The organism is Bacillus sp. FSL K6-2841 (assembly GCF_037976435.1).
GTDB classification, from domain to species: Bacteria; Bacillota; Bacilli; order Bacillales; family Bacillaceae; genus Bacillus; species Bacillus pumilus.
Map to the genome: position 1 here is coordinate 2,908,369 of NZ_CP150266.1, position 17,128 is coordinate 2,925,496.

The following is a 17,128-nucleotide window of genomic DNA, read 5'->3' on the forward strand; positions in this document are numbered from 1 at the left end:
CATTATTTATTCTTCCTGCTGCCATGCTTCGCGCCTGGCTTGAGGTCAGTAAAAAAGACCTAACTGCAATGCAAGCAGAAAGGCCTTTTATGTTCAATACGCCTTTCTCTCATCTTTCAAAGCATTGCGGCTTTGAGTGAATTGGCACCAATTTCAGCTATGCTGACGGTTGCCGGGTTTCATAGGGCACGTCCCTCCACCTCTCTTAATAAGAGAAAATATGTTGTTTTATGTGATGTTCATGTTTTTACTAACGTAGAATATCATGCTACCCGAGATATGTCAACGCTGTAAATCGCTAATTTCCTAGTAAACGACTACGTTATCATTTTTCGAAAAAAACCGTTCGTCAGCCAAAGCACCGCCTCTAGTCTTAGGAGCGCACGGAATGACCCTTTTACTTTCACTTGTCCCCTGCTAATTAACTGCTGTAAGGACATATCTCCATCTAATAATTGAAGTATTTCTTTTCTCTCACCATAAAAGATGAGATCCGATAACTCAATTGCAGGTAGTTTCTTCACTTCACCACGCTCATCCACAATCAATGTACAAGAGTCAGTTTCCGCCTCAAATGTAATCTTCAAGGATGATGATGAGAGCAGCGGCTTTAGCAATAATCGCTGCCCTGTTGTGTTACCATGGGTTTTCACTTTTTCCACATGTATAACCTCCCTGTCATTTGGTTATACATAACATTTCTCTACAAACATTGGCTTGTCCTTTATAAATAACTCGACAAATTTTCAGATGAATTGCTTGAAATATGACAAAAAACCGCTTTATTTAGCGGTTTCAATCATTTCGTGAAGATATGGAACAGAGTGAAAGGCATAGCCTTTTTGCACTAGCTCACCTTTTTTAAACAGTAGAAAGCAAGGAACGCTTTCGATCTCAAAAGCTTTCGCAAAGCCTGGTGAGTAGTTTAAGTTATTTTCGTAAAATGGTACATCCGGCTGCATGGTGTCAACGACAGCCAGCATTTTCTTTGCCAGCTGACATGTCCCGCAAAACGGTGTATATAAGTATAAAAGAAATAAATCGTCCTTTATCTCCTTGAATTCGTGTTCTTCAATCTCTTTCATATACGTCCACCCTCATACATATTTCGAATGAACATCAATGTTTGCAGCTAATAGGATAGATGCAATGTGGGCTGACGGTGAAGCGGCCACTTCGCGGTACGTTCTGTCGACAAAAAGATGAAGTGCTTCAGGGAATTCTTTTCGAAATTGCTTCCGCAGTTTGTCGCCTGCATCGTCACTGTCTGCTAATATGTAAACGTCTTTCCCCAATAATTCGTCTACGAGCTGATCCAGCTTCGATGTACTGATCGTGCCATTGGTGCAAATGATGGTAACAGGTTCACTTATGACTTCTTTTAGCTTTTGTTTGTCTGTTTTACCTTCTACAATGATGACCTTTTCTACCTCTACATTCATCACGATCACCCGGCCCTTTTGACGTTGTTCACTTCTCCCTTAGATTACAATCTTTCATCGAGGTTGTAAAGATTGGGGCTTGCACTAAAAAGACTGCAGCTTATGCTCACTGCAGCCTTATCTGTGATTAGCACCAGCCATTTTCATCATCACAGTCTACATATTTTTCTGTCCCGTGGGTCAATGTATCCGTCAGACGATAAAAACGATTTTGATCATAGGAATAACCTGATTTTAACTCATATTGGTTTTCACTAATCATCGTGCCAATCTCTTCATTTTGATGATACAGCACCATGCCGCTTTCTTTGAATCGTCCAGTGACATGATCTGTTATATCCACCTGTTCTTTTTGAAAAGACAAATTGGACACCCCCCATAAAGGTAGAGTGTCCAATTTCACGTGAATTAGTCTTCTTTTGTCATTTCTTCATATTGCTCAGCAGTCATCAAGTTCTCAATTTCAGATGTATCAGCTGGCTCTACCACGATCATCCATGCTTTTTCGTATGGAGAGTCATTGACGAATTCAGGGCTGTCATCCAGCTCATCGTTCACTTCGACGATTGTGCCGTTGATCGGTGCGTAAAGCTCAGAAACTGTTTTCACTGATTCTACACTTCCGAAAGGCTCGTCCGCTGTAATTTTGTCTCCTACTTCAGGAAGCTCAACGAACACGATATCGCCTAGCTCAGATTGAGCAAAATGCGTAATACCGATACGCACCTTATCTCCTTCTACTTTGACCCATTCATGTTCTTCTGAATAACGTAAATCTTTTGGTGTGCTCATTCAATACCCCTCCAGTCTTTTCTTTCAATCTATATTGAAGATACCACAATCTGAATGAAAGTTACATCATTTCCAGACGCTTTTAAATGTATCTTCATTAAATCCAACTGTGACTCGTTTACCGTCTGTTGTAATCGGACGCTTGATCAGCATTCCGTTAGATGCGAGTAATTCTAGCTGCTCGTCCTCTGACATTGCAGGAAGTTGATCTTTCAGCTGCAGCTCTCGGTATTTCTGTCCGCTTGTATTAAAGAATTTCTTCAGCTCTAAGCCGCTTTTTTCATAAAGGGCTTTTAATGTTTCTTTATCAGGCGTCTCTTCGACGATATGTATGCTGTTGATGTCTTTATTGTGTTCTTCCAGCCATTTTTTTGCTTTTCGGCATGTACTGCAAGATGGGTATTCATAAAAATCTAAAGCCACCATTTTCACCTCCTGCAAATAGTGACAACATTTTATCACAAAATATTTTAAAAACCTAAATGTATGCTTACAAAAAGGTGCGGAATGATATCCGCACCTCAGCGTGTAGACAAACCCTCGCATTCGGTGTCAGGTCTGCGCTTCGGTGCTCACGAATGTCAAATTCGCTCCGCTCCGGTGCTCGTCCTTCCTAGACTTCAAAGGTTTTCTATCACGCTGAAAAGAAGACAAAGGGCTAAAATAAAGATCATTTTAGCCCTTTGTCAACAATCTGAGGTACGGAGTGATATCCGCACCTTTTAAGCCGTCTTATACGATATATTTCTCTGCTTCAAAGATTCGTTTCGCCACTTCGCGCTTTTTGGCGATGACATTAATCGGGGTGAATCTTGTCAGTTTGCGAAGAGCTGACAGACTCATGCGGAGTGCATCTCCTTCTTCCATCGCGATCAAGGATTCTTTTGCATGGGCTTCAATTTTTAAGAAGGCTTCCTGCGTGAAAATTTGTGTGTAAGCAAGCTTTTGAGTATTCTTATCAAGCCCTGATGCAGCGATTGCCTTTTCAGTACGCAGAATCGCCGATTCAGCCGCAAAAATTTCATTGACGATATCCGCTATGTTCACAAGAATCTCTTGCTCTTTGTCTAATGCTTTTCCATACTTCATCGCCGCCATTCCAGATACCATTAAGGCGATCTTTTTCGCATGGGTGAGCAAGTATTTTTCTTGATCGAGCGGCTGATCACCCGGCTCTTCCGGCATCATCATCATGAGCTCTTCCTGTAAGGTTTGCGCCTTTTGAAGAAGCGGAAGCTCTCCCTTCATCGCTTTCTTCAAGAATGTGCCTGGTACAAGCAGACGGTTGATTTCGTTTGTCCCTTCAAAAATACGGTTAATCCGCGAGTCACGATAGGCTCTTTCGACCTCGTATTCTTGCATGAATCCATATCCGCCGTGAATCTGCACGCCCTCATCCGCAATATAGTCTAAAGTTTCAGAGCCAAGCACTTTACAAAGAGAGCATTCAATTGCATATTCTGCAATGGACTGGGCAATTTGTTTGCCGTCCTTTTGCTCTTCTTCACTTAATAGACCCATGCGCTGTTCAAATAATCCAACTGTGCGGTAAACAGCACTTTCCATCGCATAGAGCTTTGCCGACATGTTGGCTACTTTTTCACCAATTAAGCTAAATCGAGAAATTGGCGTTTGGAATTGCTTACGCTGGTTTGCGTATTCTGCTGATAATTGAATGACACGTTTTGACGCGCCAACTGTCCCGACAGCAAGCTTATAGCGTCCGATATTTAAAATATTAAAGGCAATGACATGACCTCTGCCAGCCTCACCTAGTAAATTCTCTTTTGGCACTTGAGCATCTTCAAGGATTAACGTTCTCGTCGAGGACCCTTTAATGCCCATCTTTTTCTCTTCAGGTCCCGTTTTGACACCAGGAAAATCCTTTTCTACGATAAAAGCAGAGAAGTGTTCACCATCAATTTTCGCATATACGACAAAGACGTCGGCAAATGCGGAGTTTGTGATCCATTGTTTTTCCCCATTCAACACATAATGAGTTCCGGCTTCATTTAAGACCGCAGTTGTCTTTGCTCCAAGAGCGTCAGAGCCTGATCCTGGCTCAGTTAGGGCGTACGCCGCAATCGTTTCTCCAGAAGCAAGTCCTGGCAGGTATGTTTCCTTTTGCGCTTGATTTCCGAACAGTACGATGGGCAAAGATCCAATGCCGACATGGGCACCATAGGAAAGTGAGAAGCTCCCTGCTCTAGAGAATTTCTCGGTAATAATGGCTGAACTGATTTTATCTAATCCGAGCCCGCCGAATTCTTCAGGCACGTCAGCTCCTAGCAGTCCAAGCTCTCCAGCCTTTTTGAGAAGCCTGACAGAATGCTCAAATTCATGCTTTTCAATTTGATCTATATATGGAACAACGTCTTGTAAAATATAATCCTCTGTTGTCTTTCCAATCATTTGATGCTCATCAGTGAAATCCTCTGGTGTAAAGATATGCTCATAATTCGTCTCATCAATTAAGAAGCTTCCACCCTTTTTTACCTCTTCCATTGCTTTCATCCTGATTTCCCCCTTTAGATCAATTCAAAAATTCCTGCTGCTCCCATGCCCCCGCCGATACACATTGTGACGATACCAAATTGCTCGTTTCGACGTTTCATTTCATGAATAAGTGACAGTGTCAGTTTCGTTCCTGTACAGCCGAGCGGATGTCCGAGCGCAATTGCCCCGCCATTCACATTTACTTTCTCTTCATCAATCCCTAAATGACGAATGACTTGAATGGCCTGAGAGGCAAACGCTTCGTTTAATTCAAACAGCCCGATATCTTTCAGCTCAAGTCCAGCGATTTTCAGCGCACGCGGAATGGCTTCAATTGGACCGATTCCCATCACCTCAGGCGGTACACCGCCAACAGCAAACGCCCGGAACTTGGCGAGTGGCTGAAGGGAAAGTGAGGATGCTTTCTCACGATCCATCATCATCACACACGCAGCGCCGTCACTTGTTTGTGAAGAGTTTCCTGCGGTTACCGTGCCCTTTGTTGAAAAAGCCGGACGCAAAGTGGAAAGAATCTCTTCCGTTGTCCCTGCTCTTACGCCTTCATCCTGTGAGAACGTGAATTGATGTTCTTCTAATTGATATTGCTCTCCTACCCGCCGCTCTGTTACATCAACGGAGACAATTTCATCTGAAAACTTTCCTTCCTGTAATGCTTTGGCTGCCTTTTGATGACTTCTTACCGCAAAGGCGTCCTGATCTTGACGTGTGACCTGATACTTTTGCGCCACCTGCTCTGCCGTGTGTCCCATGCTCATGTAGTATTCAGGCGCTTGTTCTGCCAAATGAGCATTCGGACGAATGGAGTGACCCATCATCGGCACCTGTGACATCGATTCGACGCCACCAGCTAAGATTGTTTCTGCCTGACCGAGCATGATTCGTTCACCCGCATAAGCGATGGACTGAAGACCAGATGAGCAGTAGCGGTTAATGGTGATGGCAGGGACTGTATACGGAAGCCCTGCTAATGCTCCAATATTCCGAGCCACATTTAACCCCTGCTCTGCTTCTGGTGTTGCACATCCGATAATCAAATCATCTATCTGTCCGTCGTAATCACCGGCACGCTTTAATGTTTCTTTTACACACAATGCGCCCATATCATCAGGTCGAACATGTTTTAACGATCCTTTTTTCGCCTTCCCTACTGGTGTTCTCGCGCCAGCGACAATGACTGCTTCTCTCATTTTGACTCCCCCTTAGTTACGTAAAGGTTTTCCTTTGACGAGCATGTGCTGCATGCGTGCTTGTGATTTCACTTCTCCTACAAGACTTAAAAAGGCTTCCCTTTCAAGCTCTAATAAGTATTGCTCCTCTACTTCTGTTCCAAATGGCAGTTTTCCGCCGGAAATAACATGAGCTAATTTTTTAACAATGGTCATGTCATGCTCTGAAATGTATCCAGACAATCTCATATTTTCAGCCGCCAATATCATTGCTGCATAGCCTGTTTCGCCCATGACGGGCACCTTTTGCTTGAGCGGCGCACGATAACCCGCTTCATCAAGAGAGAGCACAAGTTGTTTCGCATCATAGATCAAGTGATCTCCGTTCATACTGATTCGGTCACTCGCGCGAAGCATGTTCATATCCCGCGCTTCCTCTGCCGAAGTGGATACTTTCGCCATTGCAATTGTTTCAAATGTTTTCATCGTGGCGTCTTGTATAGCGGTCTGCGATGGCTTCGCTGATCCTTGTAGATGGCGAAGGTATAATTCTTTGTTTCCACCGCCGCCTGGAATCAGTCCAACTCCCGCTTCGACAAGACCCATGTATGCTTCACTCGACGCCTGAATAGCTGCTGCCGGCAGACAAACCTCTGTTCCGCCTCCGAGTGTCATACCAAACGGTGCAGCAACGATTGGACGGTCGCTATATTTCACCTTCATCATTGCCTGCTGGAAGCGGCGGATCACAAAGTCAATTTCAAAGAAATTATCGTCCTGAGCTTCCATTAAAATCAAAGCAAGGTTGGCACCAACACAGAAGTTCTTGCCTTGGTTTCCGATGACAAGCCCTCTATAATTTTGTTCCACCTCATCGACAGCGCGATTGATCATGTCAATGACATCTAGTCCAATGGCATTGCTTTTGGAGTGAAATTCGAGCAAGGCGACATCATCACCGATATCGATCAAGCTCGCACCAGCATTTTTAAAAATAACGCCGTGCTTCTTTTTCAATCTCGCTAAGGAAATATTCTTTTCGTTTCCTTTTTCCTGTTCATAAGTCCCATTATGATAAAACGCACGCTCTCCATCAGCATTCTCTTGATAGAATGTATCGTGTCCTTCTGAAAGCATGTCTTGCACCCACTGCGGGATGCTGTGACCTTCTGCTTCCATGCGCTCGACTGCTTTTTTCACACCGATTGCATCCCATAGCTCAAATGGACCGTGCTGCCAGCCAAACCCCCATTTCATTGCGTTATCGATGGACTGAATGTCATCCGCAATTTCGCCTGTTAACTGAGCCGAATAAAGGAGCACAGGTGCCGTCATGTTCCAGAGCAATTGTCCTGCACGCCCATCTTGATAAATAAGCGCTTTCAATTTCGCTTTCGTTCCCTTTTGCTGCTTCGCCATCTCAATGCCTGGATCTTTCAGCTTCGTTCGTTCTCCATATGTGAGCGTCACAGGATCAAGTTCTAAAATGGCCTTTCCATTCTTTTGATAAAACCCTTGCCCTGCCTTGCTGCCAATCCATCCCTTTTCAAGCATTCTTTCAATAAACTCAGGAAGCTGGAAAATATCTTTTTCTTTACCTTCTACTTGGTCATATACGTTGCGGGCTACATGGAAAAACGTGTCGAGTCCTACGACATCAAGTGTACGGAAGGTCGCACTTTTCGGTCTTCCAATGAGGGGTCCTGTGACTGAATCCACCTCTCCAATGGTGTATTTGTTTTCAAGCATTTCACGCACTGTCACAAGGAGTCCATAAGTACCAATACGATTGGCAATAAAGTTCGGCGTATCTTTCGCTTCCACGACGCCTTTACCAAGTACATCCTCGCCAAACGTTTTCATAAATTGGAGTACTTCTGGATCTGTTTCTTGAATAGGAATGATTTCTAAAAGCTTTAAATAACGAGCGGGGTTAAAAAAATGTGTGCCTAAAAAGTGGCGTTTAAAATCCTCTGATCGGCCTTCTGCCATTTTTTCAACCGAAATTCCCGATGTGTTACTTGATACGATGCTGCCTTCTTTGCGGTGTTCGTCGATGAGCGAGAATACGTGCTTTTTGATGCTGAGCTTTTCAGTGACGACTTCAATGATCCAGTCAGCATCTTGTAATAAGGAAAGGTGATCTGTGAGATTTCCTGGTGTGATGTATGAAAGGTTTTTTGCTGAAGTAAGAGGTGCTGGCTTTTGCTTTAACAATTTTTTCATCGCTTCTTGACTTAATCTATTCCGAACACTAGGGTGATCAAGCGTTCGCTTTTTTGCCGTTTCTTCCTTTGTCAGTTCGTTTGGCACAATATCTAGCAATGTTACTGGTATCCCGATATTGGCTAGATGCGCAGCAATGCCTGAGCCCATGACACCTGAACCAATGACAGCCGCCTTGCGAATATGTTTGCCCATAAATATCCCCCTAAACATTTTGAATGAACAATCATTCATTTTTTGTCCAAAAAAAAGCAATGCCTCTTTCTTTATCTTAAAAGATTTTCCGAAACAGTTCAAGTACGGATTTCAAAAATTTACACATTCTCATGTGCCTTACTTTGCGGCGTATGAATTAAAGACGAGAGGGCATTGTAAGAATGGAGGTGATGTCCACATGTCTCGTTTGAAGAAAAACCCATCGAAAGCAGGCGTAAGTGCTGCAAGTGTAAAAGGAAACGCAGGTCCATCACAGGAAGCAGACCTAGGCGGCAAAAAGACTAGTCAAAATCAGCAATATAAAAAGAATCAGTAAGGAAACAAAATCGTAAGGAGGAACACACCTTGAACAATCAGCAAATGAATATGCCCCCGCAAGTCATTTCAGTGAAGGATTCCTTGTACTTAGAGGATATGCTGAATTGGAACTTGATCGCTATGAAAAAGGCTCACTTTATGGCTGAGCATTGCCAGGACCAAACATTGAAACAAGAATTAAATCAAGTGGGCCAAATGCACCATCAGCATTACACACAAATTCTTCAGCATTTAGGCAGCTCAGGGCAAGGCCAGTCTACTGGCTTTATGCAATAGGAGGAAAAAACATGGAACAGCAAAACCAACAAAAAATCGAGAATCCTCAAACCCCGGTTCCCACAACAACAAACATGAATGATCGTGATTTTGTCACAGATCTCTTGTCGACTGAAAAATATATGACAAGCGGATACAACACAGCGCTCAATGAATTCAGTCATGAATCTCTTTATCAGGATATTCAGCGAATCGCGCTAGAAACTCAGAAAACACAAAGACATTTATATGATGTCATGTTCCGATATGGGTGGTATTCAGTTGAAGCCGCTGAGCAGCAAAAGCTTCAGCAGGCACACCAGAAATTTCAGCAAACACTGACAGAACAATCTCCATACGGACCATCACAGATGTCATAAAGAAAAACTGCCAGTATGGAGCTGGCAGTTTTTTTAACGGTCTTGATTGGATCGATGAGCTTCGTTCATTTGTTTGATCCGCTGAATGGTTTCTTTGATTTCTTCCTTAGCCTCTGGATACGTTTCATTAAAGTGCTTTGCTAGAGACGGCATACTTTTTGCAATATGAGAATAGATGACCCACTGTTTCACATCTTGTTTCAGCTCGTCTGTTGATTCACCGAGCAGCAGCTCTGTATATTTCTCAAGCAAGCCTTCCAGCTTTTCGTCTAGTTCATTTCCCATTTTGATCTTCCGCTCCTTTTTTCAGAAAAAAGCCTGACTCTGTACGTAACAGATGTCAGGCTTTTGACATACGATTATCTTGCAGCGAGAAATGTCTCCGCTTGCGCTTGCTGCACAATACAGCGTCCTCTGCCATGCGGAATACATAATGGCGTTCCGAATAAAGGATCTGTTGTCACTTGGCAGTTCATATCAAAGACATTTTTCACAAGATCACAATTAATGACCGTTTCTGGTCTTCCTTCTGCATAAATCGTCTTGTCTTTAATCGCTACAAGGTGATGAGCATATCTACAAGCGAGATTCAGGTCATGAAGAACCATGACGATCGTGCGCTGCTCTTTTTCATTTAAGTCAAACAGAAGGTCGAGAATTTCAATTTGATGCGTCATGTCTAAATATGTCGTCGGCTCATCTAACAAAATGATATCCGTTTCCTGCGCTAACGTCATCGCAATCCATGCACGCTGCCTTTGTCCACCTGATAATGAATCGACCGTTCGATCAGCAAGGTCTTCCATCTTCGTTGACTTCAGTGCACGATTCACTGCTTCCTCGTCCTGCTTTGACCACTGCTTCAGCCAATTTTGATAAGGATATCTGCCTTGCTTCACTAATTGATGCACGGTTAATCCTTCTGGCGCTTCTGGTCCTTGCGGAAGAATGGCGAGCTGTTTCGCTACTTCCTTTGTTGGTAATTTGGCAATGGAATGACCTTCAAGCAGGACAGAACCACCCATTGGCTTCATGAGACGGGCCAAAGAGCGAAGTAGCGTGGATTTACCGCATCCATTGCTGCCAATAAATACTGTGATTTCACCCTTAGGGATTGATACATTTAGTTCATCTATGATCATTGTTTCTCCGTAGCCTAAGCTTAAACCTTCAGTAGAAATGGCACTCATTCCGCTCAAACGCTCCTTTTCTCATGCAAATTTTTTATATGAAATATCGTCTATATATAGACGCAAAAGATCACTTATCTCAATTTAGTGTATCAGATTTAAGTGATCTTGAAAATCATTTTCAATTAAAAAATGAGAAAGTTCCGTTTTACTTCTTCTTTTGGAATGTACGTTTGGTCCCATCTTCAAGCTTAATATCGACCTGAATTCGCTGATAATCATCGTCTAAATTAAAAGCAGCTAATAGCTCATTTACATACGTTTCATTGATCTTCGCACTAGGAATAGACATATCATTTAGCTTCATCTTCATCTCCCGTAATGCTTCTTCACCTTCATAGCGGACACCGTTCATATGATCACGAATAAGTGCTTCTTCTTTGCCTTTCGCCTGACGATAGGTGGCTTCGTATAATTCGCTTTTCTGCCCGTATTGAACATGCAGGTGGAGATGCTCAAATGGAAGTTCCTTCATTTGAACCGCTGAAAGACTCTCTGCTTCTGCTTCCTTTGTTTGCTGGAGCGGCTCGATTGATTGGCAGCCAGACAGCATAAAAAGCAGCACTCCTATTTGTCCCGCCTTCTTCCAACACATCATGTGCTTCCTCCTATTTCTTATCATCGCTTTTTATTCTTCTCCATCCTTCTTTTCGTTATTCAATAAAAGAGCGGGCTATGGTAAATTGAAACAAAAAGGAGGTACGAGATGATGAAAAGGACAGCCATTGTATCTGGTGCCAATAGCGGCTTTGGCAAGCTCATCACGATAGGTCTCGCCAAGCAAGGCTATACAGTGATTGCAGGCGTCAGGCAGGAAGCCAATGCGAAAAAGCTTGCTGAAGAAATCGAGCAAGTCTCGTTATCCGAAGCGATACATATTGAAGCATTAGATGTGACAGACACGCAGTCGATTCAAGCATTTCAGAAAAAACTACATGCTTACGCCCCTATTACCCTGCTTGTCAACAATGCAGGAACAGCCTATGCGGGTTTTGCTGAAGAGGTTCCTGTTGACACGTACCGCCAGCAATTTGATGTCAATGTTTTCGGAGTCATGGAAGTGACACAAGCCGTCCTTCCGTTTATGACAAATGGTGCAAAGATATTCAATATGAGCAGCATCAGCGGATTAATGGGAATGCCCGCACTTTCTCCTTATGTATCTTCCAAGTTTGCTTTAGAGGGCTACACAGAGAGCTTGCGCATTGAACTAGCCTCGTTCGGTATACAGGCAGCCTTGATCGAGCCAGGCTCTTTCCAAACGAATATTTGGAACACGTCTATGAACGAGCACATGTTGCAGCCAGAGGAAGGCTCGAAATACATACACATTTATCAAAAGATGATGGCTCATATCAATGCCCAGAAATCAAACTACGGGGACCCGCGTGAAGTCGCAGACCTTGTGATTCGATTAGCTGAGAAGAAGCGGCTGAAAAAGCTGAGATATCCGATTGGGAAAGGAGTGCGACTTTCATTTACCGCAAAGCAGCTTCTGCCTTGGAGCATGTGGGAAAAGATCATATTACGTACACTCTCTTCAAAAAAATAAGCATAAAAAAACAGGTAGACCTTTAACGTCCACCTGTTTTTTCATTTATTCAGTTTCAGACTGTCCAAGGGTAATGTCTAGATTTTTGTTTTTCCCTTCACGAATGACAGTCATTGTTGTTTTATCGCCGACTTTTGTTTCTTTGTACAAAATTTCTTTCAGCTGAGAGCTGTTCGCCACGTTTTTCCCTTTAAACTTGATGATGACATCTCCAGACTTCAAGCCTGCTTTTTGTGCAGGTGATCCTTTTGATACATCCTTTACGTAAATCCCTTTGCCGATTTGTTTATCAAATAGGCCGAGCGTATTTTCTTGATATGTTTCAGGCACTTGCTCAAGATCAATCATTTGTACGCCAAGGTAAGGACGTTCAACCTTTCCGTTTTTCAACAGCTCATCTACTATCGGTTTGACATCGTTACTTGGAATCGCAAAGCCGAGTGATTCGACACCGCTTTCGCTAATTTTTAAGCTGTTGATACCGATGACTTGACCATCTGTATTGATAAGCGGTCCACCGCTGTTTCCTGGATTGATCGCTGCATCTGTTTGCAGTACATTCATTTCCACCGTACCAGATGACGTGTTCGCTTCAACTGTACGATCAAGACCACTAATAATCCCTTCTGTTACAGTACCAGAGAACTGGGCACCAAGCGGGTTTCCAATTGCGATCACTTTGTCTCCAGCACGAAGCTTAGAAGAATCACCAAAGCTCGCCACTTTATCAATGCCGTCTGCATTGATTTCTACAACCGCTAAATCTGTCATCACGTCACTGCCTACGAGCTTCGCGTCTTTTGTTTTTCCGTCATAAAGTGTGACCTTCAATTTATTGGCACCCTCGACTACGTGGTTATTTGTAATAATGTACGCTTTTTTCCCATCCTTTTTAAAGATGACACCAGAACCCGTTCCAGCTTCAGCTTCTGTTGAATCACCGCTAAGGCCAAACGAATTTTGGGTAGATTGATAGTTTGAGACTCCCACAATGGTTGGCTCTAAATCTTCTACCATATCAGAAACATTCGTGGCATTGGTGATTTGTTTTGTTGAGAAATTTTCAGAGGCCGCTGGTTCACTTGACGCTGTTTGCGTTTGATTGTTTGCTGCTGTGTCCTGTGACTGCGGCAAAAGCGGTGTAATGCCAAGCACAAGGCCGCCGCCAATAATTCCGCCAAGGATCGGACTGAGCCATGCTGCTTTCCGCTTTTTCTCCTTTTTCGACGCACGGTCATCCCCCATTTGAGGAGAATGGTTTGTCACACTCTCATGAGTGGCAGAAGCTTCGTTTTCATGAGGTTGAAAAACGACTTCCTTTTCTTTTTCAGGTTCGTCTATTTGTTTCTCATTCTCTTGATGTACATCTTCTTCTTGATTCAACTTCTTCTCTTCATCTTCTCTTCGAAAATCCATCGCTTACACTCCTTTACATCATGTTCATGACTTGCTTGATTCATATGTGTAGATAGGACTCATGTCCTCTTAATGGCAACATCATTGAAGATACTACATGACAATAAGTCAAATTATATAATACTTATACATAGAAAAAAAGCAAGGTGCGCACATTCGTGAAAAGCACCTATTGATCTGCCTTTTGTCTATGCCCTTTTTTCCCTTGAGCTTATCATAAACAAACATTATGGGATAATAATGAGAAGAATATGTGAAATTGTGAAAAATGCATGAGATTGTTGACATGCCGCCTTTATATCCCGTTATAATGACGTTGAGAGGATGTGGAAGACTTTGTCGTACACCATTTATTTAGTGGAAGATGAACAAAACTTAAACGAACTTTTAACCAAATATTTAGAAAGTGAAAATTGGAATGTCTCCTCTTTTTTAACCGGAGAAGCGGCACGCGAAGCAATGAATAAGCCGCCGCATCTATGGATTTTAGATATCATGCTGCCTGATACAGATGGCTACACACTGATTAAAGAAATCAAAGCCGCATCACCTGACGTACCGGTCATTTTCATTTCAGCACGCGACGCTGATATTGATCGTGTCCTCGGTTTAGAGCTGGGAAGCAGTGATTATATTGCGAAACCATTTCTCCCGCGCGAGCTGATCATTCGGGTGCAAAAGCTGCTTGAGCTTGTGTATAAAAACAGCGATACTCCGCAGCAGCAAAGTGTTACACCCGTTTCCTCTTATGTCATTCATGAGAATGTAAGAGAGGTGTATGAAGGAGATCAGCTTATTAACTTAACTTCTAAGGAATTTGACTTGCTGCTTTTATTTACACATCATCAAGGACATGCTTTTTCTCGTGAAGATATTCTCGTCAAAATTTGGGGACACGATTACTTTGGGACAGATCGTGTGGTGGATGACCTTGTCAGACGATTGCGCAAAAAAATGCCCGACTTAAAGGTCGAGACCATCTATGGATTTGGCTATAGGATGCTAAAAGGATGAAGAACAAACCACTCGCTTTTCAAATTTGGATCGTCATCTCTGGTATTTTACTCACCATCTCGATTGTCCTGATCATCCTATTTTCCAATACATTACGTAACTTTTTCACGAATGAAATTTATAAAAATATCGAAAATGAACAACAGGTGCTCACAGAATATCCGTTGAACCGAGACGGCTCACCAAAGTCGACACCGGAAAACCGCTCGGTGCAGCACATTCTGATTCCGTCAGATGAATTAAACCAAATGGCGCAGTTTTTCCCGCACGCTTTTATAGAGAAAATCCAAGCCTTTGTGAAAAAACAAAAAAGCGCAACGAAACGCTATTCTGAAGAGGTGAATGGCCAGCACATCTTTTTTGTCATCAAAAAAGTATCAACAGGCAATACACAATATATTCTTTTGTCTTATGCGCCAGACTCTTATCGAGATGACCTGTCCTTTACGCTGTTTAAACAGCTGATCTTTATCTTGGGCACCGTTATTTTATTAAGCTGGATTCCATCGATTTGGCTTGCCCGCTACTTATCCCGTCCAATCGTTGCATTTGAAAAGCACGTGAAGCGGATTGCACAAGAAGACTGGGACGACCCTGTCATCGTTGACCGGCAAGATGAGATCGGAAAGCTTGGTCACACCATTGAAGAAATGAGACAAAAACTCATTCAAAAGGATGAAACAGAACGGACTCTTTTGCAAAATATATCACATGACTTAAAGACACCTGTCATGGTCATCCGCGGCTATACGCAGTCGATTAAAGATGGTATTTTTCCTAAGGGAGATCTTGAACAAACGGTGGAAGTCATTGAAGGTGAAGCGGAAAAGCTTGAGAAGAAAATCAAGGATTTGCTGTACTTAACAAAGCTTGATTATTTATCAAATCAACACCCTGCACATGCTTCCTTCCTACTCAGTAATACGATGCTGGAAGTGGTCGACCGGATACGCTGGTCGAAAAATGAATTGCAGTGGAACGTGGACTTAGATGATGAGGCTGCTCTTGAAGGCGATCCAGAACAATGGAGCAAATTATTTGAGAATGTACTAGAAAATCAACTTCGCTACGCAAAAAGTAAAATTGATATTCATATGAAACAGGAAGAGGATCAAATACGCATTGTCATTCGTAATGACGGTCCTCCAATTGAAGAACATATGCTATCCAACCTATACGAACCTTTTAGTAAGGGAAAAAAGGGCGAATTCGGTATTGGATTAAGCATTGTCAAAAAAATTCTCTCCATGCATCAAGCGTCTATATCTATTGAAAATGATGAACTAGGTGTACGTTATACGATCACGGTTCCAAAGAAGAGACTGTAGGTTTTTGACCGCAGTCTTTTTTAGATGAATGAATACCCATTAAAATCACGGTATGTGGCTTTAATTTTCTTGCCAGCTTGATACATCCATTTCTTTTCAATGGTTGTCTCTTTCGGCATTTTGACTTTTTCTACTTGAATTCCTTTTGTTCGCAAGCGTCTTATCATATCATCGATTTCTCTCATGGAACATCATCCTTTCACATATTTTGACCAGTTGGTCACCTTACTTTATAATATAAAGAATTACACTGTAAAAAACAAGTTACAATCTGATTAATTTTTGAAAACTTTCGTCGTTTATGACCGATAAGTCACATCTCTTTGCGCACGTTTCCTAAGACATTTGTCTCTCGGTAAGAAAGGATGACAATCATATTGAAAAAGAAAGAGAAAATGATCATTGAGGCTGGTATGAAATTGTTTGCCAGCAAAGGCTACAATACAACGTCTGTTCAGGAAATTGCGGATGAATGCCACATGTCAAAGGGTGCTTTTTATCTTTATTTTAAATCAAAGGAAGCACTGCTCATTTCAATCTTACATTACTATTATGATAAGGTATTTACCCGGATTCATGAGGTTCAAACAGAGGGCGGCACACCAAAGGAAGCCTACCGTAAACAGCTCACTGTCTACTACGATAATATTTTGCAGCAAAAGGATTTTATTAAAATGCAGCTAAGTGATCGAGCATTGCCAATGAATGAAGATACGCAGCAGCTCGCAAAACAAATCAGACTTGCCACCATTCAGCTTCACATTGATAACATTAAACAGGTATATGGAGATGCAGCGATTCCATATATGGCTGATCTTTGTTTGACGATTGAGGGCATGAGCCACGTATATTTCGAGCTTGCGATTTTATATGATTTTCAGCTGGAGGCTGAGGAGCTAGCCGCAACGATGATTCACCGTATTGATGATTTGATGGGCGGTATGATGAAGCGACATGATCTTCCGCTCATCTCTGTAGATCAAGCGAGCGATTGGTTTGGTCCTATTTATGAACGGTCATTCGACCCACTGACAGAATCTCTTTTAAAAGAACTAAGAGAGCAGGCTGAGGCACACTATGAAGTGAAAAACGAGCCTGATTTATTCGAAGCACTTGGCATTTTAGAAAATGAATTAAACAAACAGAAACCTAGACAAGTCATCGTGAAAGGCATGCTGCTTCAATTAAAATTATACACACCACTCCAAACCCACTCCGAATCACTTTTGCGTATTTTGAAAGAGGACCATTTGTAGAACCCAAGGCATTCCTTGGGTTTCATTTTTGTTCACATCACATTCAATGAAAAAAACCAG

The 17,128-nt window shown here is 42.5% G+C and carries 21 protein-coding genes and 1 riboswitch; of the genes, 7 read left to right on the plus strand and 14 right to left on the minus strand.

Annotation, left to right across the window (positions count from 1 at the left end; genetic code table 11):
- Positions 1–106 precede the first annotated feature (106 nt).
- Positions 107–215, minus strand: a riboswitch (SAM riboswitch).
- A 102-nt stretch (positions 216–317) separates the two neighbouring features.
- The 9 genes from MHH68_RS14965 to MHH68_RS15005 all read right to left on the minus strand — a co-directional run bounded on the left by MHH68_RS14965 (position 318) and on the right by MHH68_RS15005 (position 8,338).
- Positions 318–662 carry an SCP2 sterol-binding domain-containing protein gene (locus tag MHH68_RS14965; protein WP_058013728.1) on the minus strand — a complete coding sequence of 115 codons (345 nt, stop codon included), beginning with the start codon at positions 660–662 and terminating at the stop codon, positions 318–320.
- Between the two features lie 120 nt (positions 663–782).
- Complete coding sequence (locus tag MHH68_RS14970) at positions 783–1,085, minus strand: thioredoxin family protein (protein WP_003213095.1); 303 nt, start codon at positions 1,083–1,085, stop codon at positions 783–785.
- 12 nt (positions 1,086–1,097) lie between these two features.
- On the minus strand, positions 1,098–1,442 hold the full coding sequence (locus tag MHH68_RS14975) for a toprim domain-containing protein (RefSeq protein WP_058013901.1): 345 nt from the start codon (positions 1,440–1,442) through the stop codon (positions 1,098–1,100).
- Positions 1,443–1,569: 127 nt separating this feature from the next.
- A complete protein-coding gene (locus tag MHH68_RS14980; RefSeq protein WP_034659913.1) occupies positions 1,570–1,806 on the minus strand; it encodes a YusG family protein in 237 nt (78 codons plus the stop codon).
- A gap of 44 nt (positions 1,807–1,850) precedes the next feature.
- Positions 1,851–2,234: a glycine cleavage system protein GcvH gene (gene gcvH, locus MHH68_RS14985; protein ID WP_003213614.1), complete on the minus strand. Its 384-nt coding sequence runs from the start codon at positions 2,232–2,234 to the stop codon at positions 1,851–1,853.
- A gap of 66 nt (positions 2,235–2,300) precedes the next feature.
- Positions 2,301–2,657 carry an arsenate reductase family protein gene (locus tag MHH68_RS14990; protein WP_061410268.1) on the minus strand — a complete coding sequence of 119 codons (357 nt, stop codon included), beginning with the start codon at positions 2,655–2,657 and terminating at the stop codon, positions 2,301–2,303.
- A 309-nt stretch (positions 2,658–2,966) separates the two neighbouring features.
- Entirely contained in the window at positions 2,967–4,748 is a 1,782-nt protein-coding gene (locus tag MHH68_RS14995; RefSeq protein ID WP_339163823.1) for an acyl-CoA dehydrogenase family protein, read from the minus strand.
- Positions 4,749–4,762: 14 nt separating this feature from the next.
- Positions 4,763–5,938 carry an acetyl-CoA C-acetyltransferase gene (locus MHH68_RS15000; RefSeq protein ID WP_058013726.1) on the minus strand — a complete coding sequence of 392 codons (1,176 nt, stop codon included), beginning with the start codon at positions 5,936–5,938 and terminating at the stop codon, positions 4,763–4,765.
- A 12-nt stretch (positions 5,939–5,950) separates the two neighbouring features.
- Positions 5,951–8,338 (minus strand): 3-hydroxyacyl-CoA dehydrogenase/enoyl-CoA hydratase family protein, encoded by a 2,388-nt coding sequence (locus MHH68_RS15005; protein WP_144461834.1) that lies wholly within the window; start codon positions 8,336–8,338, stop codon positions 5,951–5,953.
- A 199-nt stretch (positions 8,339–8,537) separates the two neighbouring features.
- On the opposite strand from MHH68_RS15005, the gene MHH68_RS15010 reads away from it, so the two are divergent.
- From MHH68_RS15010 to MHH68_RS15020, 3 genes are read left to right on the plus strand one after another with little or no spacing between them, the layout of a single operon-like run.
- Positions 8,538–8,675, plus strand: coding sequence for a YuzL family protein (locus tag MHH68_RS15010; protein ID WP_003212904.1), 138 nt, complete (start codon positions 8,538–8,540; stop codon positions 8,673–8,675).
- 44 nt (positions 8,676–8,719) lie between these two features.
- Positions 8,720–8,953 (plus strand): hypothetical protein, encoded by a 234-nt coding sequence (locus MHH68_RS15015; protein ID WP_223250686.1) that lies wholly within the window; start codon positions 8,720–8,722, stop codon positions 8,951–8,953.
- A gap of 11 nt (positions 8,954–8,964) precedes the next feature.
- Positions 8,965–9,312 carry a spore coat protein gene (locus tag MHH68_RS15020; protein ID WP_339163825.1) on the plus strand — a complete coding sequence of 116 codons (348 nt, stop codon included), beginning with the start codon at positions 8,965–8,967 and terminating at the stop codon, positions 9,310–9,312.
- A gap of 33 nt (positions 9,313–9,345) precedes the next feature.
- Here MHH68_RS15020 and MHH68_RS15025 read toward each other — a convergent pair whose 3' ends face one another.
- From MHH68_RS15025 to MHH68_RS15035, 3 genes are all read right to left on the minus strand, one after another.
- On the minus strand, positions 9,346–9,597 hold the full coding sequence (locus MHH68_RS15025; protein WP_339163828.1) for a YusU family protein: 252 nt from the start codon (positions 9,595–9,597) through the stop codon (positions 9,346–9,348).
- A gap of 74 nt (positions 9,598–9,671) precedes the next feature.
- Positions 9,672–10,502 (minus strand): ABC transporter ATP-binding protein, encoded by an 831-nt coding sequence (locus MHH68_RS15030; RefSeq protein ID WP_003213584.1) that lies wholly within the window; start codon positions 10,500–10,502, stop codon positions 9,672–9,674.
- Positions 10,503–10,650: 148 nt separating this feature from the next.
- Entirely contained in the window at positions 10,651–11,097 is a 447-nt protein-coding gene (locus MHH68_RS15035; RefSeq protein WP_186306811.1) for a YusW family protein, read from the minus strand.
- A 111-nt stretch (positions 11,098–11,208) separates the two neighbouring features.
- On the opposite strand from MHH68_RS15035, the gene MHH68_RS15040 reads away from it, so the two are divergent.
- A complete protein-coding gene (locus MHH68_RS15040; RefSeq protein WP_339163830.1) occupies positions 11,209–12,054 on the plus strand; it encodes an oxidoreductase in 846 nt (281 codons plus the stop codon).
- A 45-nt stretch (positions 12,055–12,099) separates the two neighbouring features.
- Here MHH68_RS15040 and MHH68_RS15045 read toward each other — a convergent pair whose 3' ends face one another.
- Complete coding sequence (locus tag MHH68_RS15045; RefSeq protein WP_339163833.1) at positions 12,100–13,470, minus strand: trypsin-like peptidase domain-containing protein; 1,371 nt, start codon at positions 13,468–13,470, stop codon at positions 12,100–12,102.
- Between the two features lie 336 nt (positions 13,471–13,806).
- On the opposite strand from MHH68_RS15045, the gene MHH68_RS15050 reads away from it, so the two are divergent.
- Together MHH68_RS15050 and MHH68_RS15055 are read left to right on the plus strand one after the other, a co-directional pair.
- Positions 13,807–14,484: a response regulator transcription factor gene (locus tag MHH68_RS15050; protein ID WP_169055670.1), complete on the plus strand. Its 678-nt coding sequence runs from the start codon at positions 13,807–13,809 to the stop codon at positions 14,482–14,484.
- Positions 14,481–15,812: a HAMP domain-containing sensor histidine kinase gene (locus tag MHH68_RS15055; RefSeq protein ID WP_306011175.1), complete on the plus strand. Its 1,332-nt coding sequence runs from the start codon at positions 14,481–14,483 to the stop codon at positions 15,810–15,812. The genes MHH68_RS15050 and MHH68_RS15055 overlap by 4 nt, the downstream gene beginning before the upstream one ends.
- A gap of 20 nt (positions 15,813–15,832) precedes the next feature.
- Here the strand turns inward: MHH68_RS15055 and spxO are convergent, their stop codons facing one another.
- On the minus strand, positions 15,833–15,997 hold the full coding sequence (gene spxO / locus MHH68_RS15060; protein ID WP_003212782.1) for an anti-adapter protein SpxO: 165 nt from the start codon (positions 15,995–15,997) through the stop codon (positions 15,833–15,835).
- Positions 15,998–16,189: 192 nt separating this feature from the next.
- Between spxO and MHH68_RS15065 the strand changes: the two genes are divergently transcribed.
- Positions 16,190–17,068 carry a TetR/AcrR family transcriptional regulator gene (locus MHH68_RS15065; protein ID WP_339163838.1) on the plus strand — a complete coding sequence of 293 codons (879 nt, stop codon included), beginning with the start codon at positions 16,190–16,192 and terminating at the stop codon, positions 17,066–17,068.
- Positions 17,069–17,128: the final 60 nt, after the last annotated feature.

Bases quoted from the DNA above. Each gene is read 5' to 3' on its own strand.
- MHH68_RS15045 (WP_339163833.1), bottom strand. From the start codon at position 13,470: ATGGATTTTCGAAGAGAAGATGAAGAGAAGAAGTTGAATCAAGAAGAA.
- MHH68_RS14975 (WP_058013901.1), bottom strand. From the start codon at position 1,442: ATGAATGTAGAGGTAGAAAAGGTCATCATTGTAGAAGGTAAAACAGAC.
- MHH68_RS15040 (WP_339163830.1), top strand. From the start codon at position 11,209: ATGATGAAAAGGACAGCCATTGTATCTGGTGCCAATAGCGGCTTTGGC.
- MHH68_RS15055 (WP_306011175.1), top strand. From the start codon at position 14,481: ATGAAGAACAAACCACTCGCTTTTCAAATTTGGATCGTCATCTCTGGT.
- MHH68_RS15005 (WP_144461834.1), bottom strand. From the start codon at position 8,338: ATGGGCAAACATATTCGCAAGGCGGCTGTCATTGGTTCAGGTGTCATG.
- MHH68_RS15035 (WP_186306811.1), bottom strand. From the start codon at position 11,097: ATGTGTTGGAAGAAGGCGGGACAAATAGGAGTGCTGCTTTTTATGCTG.
- MHH68_RS15010 (WP_003212904.1), top strand. From the start codon at position 8,538: ATGTCTCGTTTGAAGAAAAACCCATCGAAAGCAGGCGTAAGTGCTGCA.
- MHH68_RS15020 (WP_339163825.1), top strand. From the start codon at position 8,965: ATGGAACAGCAAAACCAACAAAAAATCGAGAATCCTCAAACCCCGGTT.
- MHH68_RS15000 (WP_058013726.1), bottom strand. From the start codon at position 5,938: ATGAGAGAAGCAGTCATTGTCGCTGGCGCGAGAACACCAGTAGGGAAG.
- MHH68_RS14970 (WP_003213095.1), bottom strand. From the start codon at position 1,085: ATGAAAGAGATTGAAGAACACGAATTCAAGGAGATAAAGGACGATTTA.
- MHH68_RS15015 (WP_223250686.1), top strand. From the start codon at position 8,720: ATGAATATGCCCCCGCAAGTCATTTCAGTGAAGGATTCCTTGTACTTA.
- spxO (WP_003212782.1), bottom strand. From the start codon at position 15,997: ATGAGAGAAATCGATGATATGATAAGACGCTTGCGAACAAAAGGAATT.
- MHH68_RS15030 (WP_003213584.1), bottom strand. From the start codon at position 10,502: ATGAGTGCCATTTCTACTGAAGGTTTAAGCTTAGGCTACGGAGAAACA.
- MHH68_RS15025 (WP_339163828.1), bottom strand. From the start codon at position 9,597: ATGGGAAATGAACTAGACGAAAAGCTGGAAGGCTTGCTTGAGAAATAT.
- gcvH (WP_003213614.1), bottom strand. From the start codon at position 2,234: ATGAGCACACCAAAAGATTTACGTTATTCAGAAGAACATGAATGGGTC.
- MHH68_RS14995 (WP_339163823.1), bottom strand. From the start codon at position 4,748: ATGAAAGCAATGGAAGAGGTAAAAAAGGGTGGAAGCTTCTTAATTGAT.